The organism is Parolsenella sp. (assembly GCF_982402205.1).
Genome location: NZ_CEVYAT010000156.1, coordinates 1 through 3,692, shown reverse-complemented (window position 1 = coordinate 3,692; position 3,692 = coordinate 1). Strand labels below are relative to the sequence as shown.

Sequence of the window (3,692 nt, the reverse complement as noted above, 5' to 3'; positions counted from 1 at the left end):
AGCGACAAGTGCCCTGCGGCCGCCATCGCCGCCGCGGCGGCCCTCGCCCTCGTGGCCCCGCTCTCCGAGGCGCTCGAGAAGGACGGCTCGAGCAAGCTCATGGCTGCGATCGAGATGCCGCTCGTGGGCGTGCTCGCGCGCATGGAGCGCATGGGCATGCACGTCGACCCGGCGGTGCTTGCCGCCCAGTCCGCCGAACTCGGCGCCGACATCGACGCCACGCGCGCCAAGATCTTCGAGCTCGCGGGCCACGAGTTCAACGTCGACAGCCCCATGCAGCTCTCGGGCGTGCTCTTCGACGAGCTGGGCCTGCCCACCGCGGGCCTCAAGAAGACCCAGCGCGGCTACTACTCCACCAACGCCAAGGTGCTCGACGACCTCGCCCGCACCTACGACGTCGTGGCGGACGTCCTAGCCTATCGCGAGAAGGCCAAGATCCGCGGCACCTACCTCGACGCCCTGCCCGACCTCATCGCCGGCGACGGCCGCATTCACACGAGCCTCAACCAGACCGTGGCGGCCACCGGGCGCCTCTCGAGCTCCAACCCCAACCTGCAGAACATCCCCACGCGCAGCGAGCTGGGCCACCGCGTGCGCACCGCGTTCACGGTGGGCGAGGACTGCGTATTCTTGGCCTGCGACTACTCGCAGATCGAGCTGAGGCTGCTGGCCCACCTCTCGGGCGACGAGCATCTCATCGCGGCCTTCTGCGAAGGCGAGGACTTCCACGCCGAGACGGCCGCCCGCGTGTTTGGCGTGCCCGTCGAGCAGGTCACCCACGAGATGCGCAGCCGCGCCAAGGCCGTTAACTTTGGCATCGTCTATGGCCAGCAGGCCTATGGCCTGTCCACCTCGCTGGGCATCTCGCGCAAGGAGGCCCAGCAGATGATCGACCGCTACTTCGAGGCCTACCCGCGCGTGCGCACCTTCCTCGACGGCACGGTCGCCGCGGCCAAGCGCAACGTCTTCGCGACCACCCTCTACGGGCGCAAGCGCCACCTGCCCGACATCCTCTCGCGCAACGCCAACCTGCGCAGCTTTGGCGAGCGCACGGCCATGAATCACCCAATGCAGGGCACCGCGGCAGACATCATCAAGCTCGCGATGATCGCGGTCGACGAGCGCATGCGCGACGAGGGCATGGAAAGCAAGCTCGTCCTGCAGATTCACGACGAGCTCGACTTCGAGGTGCCGCGCGCCGAGCTCGACGCCATGAGCGCGCTGGTCAAGGAGACCATGGAGGGCGTGGCCGAGCTCTCGGTGCCGCTCGTGGCCGAGGTCTCCTGGGGCACCAACTGGGCCGAGGCCAAGTAGCGAGGGGCGCGCGCTCGGCGCACGTGTCTTGCGCGCCCTCCACAACCAGGTCCGTGCGAGCGGGGCGAGGGCGAGTGGCCTTCGCCCCGCTTCTTGCTCGGCCTGCCCATGACTCGCGGCGCGAGCGGGCGCCGCGAGGCCCGCGCCCGCCGCACAGCGTTGAGGGCCACCACCACGAGCCCCAGGCACACGAGCAGCGCGCGCATGCCGCGGCCGTTGGCGTAGGGGCCCATGACGGTCGGGCTGCTCGTGAGCCAGATCTGCGCAAACACCGTGACGGGCAGCTGCAAAGACAGCAGCGCCTGGCTCCACACGAGGCCCGAGAACGGGTCTCCCACCAGCGCTATCGCCGCAAGCGCCACGGCAAAGCAGGCCACGACGCCCACCGAGCTGTGGCGGTCGCGGATGTCGTAGGGCTCGCCGGCCATGCCGGCGCTCACGGTGCCCGCGGCCATTCCGGCCGTGACCGAGCTCGACACGCCCGCAAGCAGCAGAGCCAGCGCAAAGATCGTGCGGGCGGCGGGTCCCAGCATGGGCTCGAGCGTCGCGGCCGCCTGGGCGAGGTCGTCGATGGGCGTGCCGGCGGCATAGAAGGTCGAGGCGGCCAGGATCACCATGGCGCTGTTGATGGCCCAGCCAATCCCCATCGACAGCAGCGTGTCGACGAACTCGTGGTCGAGCCGCTCGCGGATGACCTCGTCGCCCGCGCCCTCGAAGTGCTGGCTCTGGATGACCTCCGAGTGCAGGAACAGGTTGTGCGGCATGACCACCGCGCCCAGCACCGATACGATGATTGCGGGTGACCCCTCAGGTGCCGCCGGCGTGACCCAGCCCGCCGCGGCGGCCGGCCAGTCGACCCTCACCATCAAGATCTCTGCGAGAAATGCCAGCCCTATGAGCGAGACGAACCCAATGATGACGCGCTCGACGCGAGCGTAGGAGCCGGTGAGCAGAAGCGCCGCCGAGACCGCGGCCACGAGGGCGCTGCCGGCCAGGATGGGCAGGCCAAAGAGCATCTGCAGGGCAATGCCGCCACCCAGGACCTCGGCCATCATCGTGGCGGCGCAGGCCGCCCAGCCCGTGGCGAGCACGAGGCGGGCGAGTGGGCGGGGCAGATGCGCGGCGCAGCTCTCGGCCAGGCACTGGCCCGTGACGATGCCCAGGTGGGCCACGTTGTGCTGCAAGACGATGAGCATGAGGGTCGAGAGGGTCACGACCCACAGCAGGGCATAGCCAAAGGTCGAGCCCGCGGCCATGTTGGTGGCCCAGTTGCCCGGGTCGATGAAGCCCACGGTCACGAGCAGCCCAGGACCAATCCAGCGCAGGATCTCGAGGCCGCCGGTGTGGCCCGTGTGCCTCGTGCCCCACAGGGCGCGCCTGATGCGAGCGCGGGCTCCGCCTGCCTTGCGGCCGCGCTTCTCGGCAGGGTCGTGCCCCGTTGCCGTGCGGTCTGTGGTCATCGACGCGCTTGCCCGTGGTGCCGTGCCGCCCATCCTTGCGCTCTTCTCGTCCATGGTGACTCGATTCCTAGAAGTTAACTAAAGCTAACTATAGGGATACGGCATGGCTTGCGCTAGACTCGAAGGCCTGCAAATTCACGGGGCGCGCGTGCGATGGGCCAAGGGCTTCGCCGCGACCGCGCGCCTTGAGCCACGATGGATGCGCGCTGCGCGAGGGGGTTGTCTTGACGAAGGTCGTCGTCTACACGGATGGTTCAAGCAGAGGAAACCCTGGGCCCGGCGGCTACGGGGCCGTGCTTCGCTGCTACGACCCCACGGGCAAGCTCTACGAGCGCGAGCTGTCGGCGGGCTATGCGCGCACCACCAATAACCGCATGGAGCTCATGGGCGTCGTCGCCGCGCTCGAGGCGCTCAAGCGCCCCTGCGAGGTCGAGGTCCACAGCGACTCGCAGTATGTGGTCAATGCGTTCAACAAGCACTGGGTCGACGGCTGGAAGCGCCGTGGCTGGAAGAACGCCAAGAAGGAGCCGGTCAAGAACCCCGACCTCTGGATGCGCCTGCTCGACGCCATGGCGCCGCACCAGGTGAAGTTCGTGTGGGTGAGGGGCCACAACGGGGCCGCGCTCAACGAGCGCTGCGACCAGCTGGCCGTGGCGGCCGCCACGGCCCCGCGCGCCACGCTGCTTGCCGACGAGGGCTTCACGGACTAGGCGCTAGCGCTACAGGCTGGCGTTCTCGAGGTTGGCGCGGTCGATGATTGCGGGCAGGGCGTCTGCGAGCTCGCTCATGCGGCCGCTCCAGGCGGCGCCCCTGGGGCGGGCGTGGCCCACGTAGGCCGTGCGCATGCCAATGCTGGGGCGCGGGAAGTCGCGGCGGGCGTCGTTTCCCACCATGAGGCACTCGGCGGGCGTGAGCCCC

At 69.3% G+C, this 3,692-nt stretch carries 2 protein-coding genes and 2 pseudogenes; 2 read left to right on the top strand and 2 right to left on the bottom strand.

All coding sequences use genetic code 11. From position 1 onward, the window contains the following. The coding region (locus AC1VTH_RS07385) for a DNA polymerase (protein WP_481335498.1) at positions 1-1,314 on the top strand (1,314 nt) is incomplete at its 5' end. A gap of 224 nt (positions 1,315-1,538) precedes the next feature. Here AC1VTH_RS07385 and AC1VTH_RS07380 read toward each other — a convergent pair. Continuing rightward, a pseudogene (locus AC1VTH_RS07380) lies at positions 1,539-2,774 on the bottom strand (Nramp family divalent metal transporter); the annotation flags it as partial. Positions 2,775-2,998: 224 nt separating this feature from the next. On the opposite strand from AC1VTH_RS07380, the gene rnhA reads away from it, so the two are divergent. After that, positions 2,999-3,484 (top strand): ribonuclease HI, encoded by a 486-nt coding sequence (gene rnhA, locus AC1VTH_RS07375; RefSeq protein WP_481335497.1) that lies wholly within the window; start codon positions 2,999-3,001, stop codon positions 3,482-3,484. Between the two features lie 9 nt (positions 3,485-3,493). Here the strand turns inward: rnhA and AC1VTH_RS07370 are convergent. After that, positions 3,494-3,692 (bottom strand): annotated as a pseudogene (locus AC1VTH_RS07370) (HAD family hydrolase); the annotation flags it as partial.